This is a genomic window from Dactylosporangium maewongense, from assembly GCF_039531485.1.
In the GTDB taxonomy this organism is placed as follows: domain Bacteria; phylum Actinomycetota; class Actinomycetes; order Mycobacteriales; family Micromonosporaceae; genus Dactylosporangium; species Dactylosporangium maewongense.
In genome coordinates this window covers 1-949 of sequence record NZ_BAAAQD010000100.1, presented here as the reverse complement: position 1 = coordinate 949, position 949 = coordinate 1, and the positions used below count along the sequence as shown (strand labels likewise).

The 949-nt window shown below is 72.1% G+C and carries 1 protein-coding gene; it reads left to right on the top strand.

Annotated features, from left to right (window positions below; translation table 11 throughout):
• The coding region (locus ABD332_RS59890) for a DUF3103 family protein (RefSeq protein WP_344516102.1) at positions 1-949 on the top strand (949 nt) is incomplete at both ends.

Below are 949 nucleotides of genomic sequence, written 5' to 3'. Positions count from 1 at the left end.
GTGCCGCCGTCATCCGCCGTTGCCGCGCCTGCCGTACCTGCTGAGCCGGCGGGGACCGTCCAGGCCGTCGCCGCTCGGCTCGCCGGGCAGCTCGCGGTGTCGCTGCGCGACTCGGGCCAGCGGGATCGCGTCGTGGCCGCTGCGGCGGCCGGGCCGGTCGACCTCGCGACGGTCCGGCTCGGCGCGTCGTTCGCCGCGTCGGTGCGGGCCGCCAACGCCGCGGTACACGCGGCCAAAGGACTGCCCGGTGATGTGTCGCTGCTGCAGGTGCGCTTGGCGCACCCGGACATGCTGCCGGCGCTGCGGCGCGGCGCGGTCCCGGTCGTGGCGGCGACCCCGACCGACGACGCGCCGACCAGCCTGATCGGCTACGACCCCGCCGGGCGGACAGTGCGCATCGCTGCGGCGCACGTGCCGCAGCGACCGGTGCTGCTCGTCGAGGTCGACACCGCCAAGGCCATGCCCCTGGGTATCGAGGTCGTCCGGCAGCGGCTCGGCGGTGCGGGCACGGACGCCGTGGCGGCGGCCACCGGATACTGGGCCACCAAGGTCACCGCGATCCGGCTGAGCAACGACCAGGAGCCGTGGTTCAAGGGCGCCGCCGAGATCTACAGCATCGTCGGCGGGTTCGGCCTCGACGGCGCGGCGAAGGTCGACATCGTGCAGATGCCGTACCTCGACAACGACGGCACCACCTACACGCCGAACCAACTGCTGGTGCACTTCAACGGGTACAAGTACAACCTCGCCGACGTGGTGATGATGGAGGACGACGGCGACACCAACTACCTGCAGCTGGCCCAGGCGATCGCTACCGCGCTGCTGACCATCGTCGACGGCGGCGCGTACGCACCGCTCGTCGACGCCATCCTCGCCGCGCTGCCGAGCTCGTGGTACACCGACGATCCTGACTACGTCGACTCCTGGTACACGCTGTCCACCGCCAGCA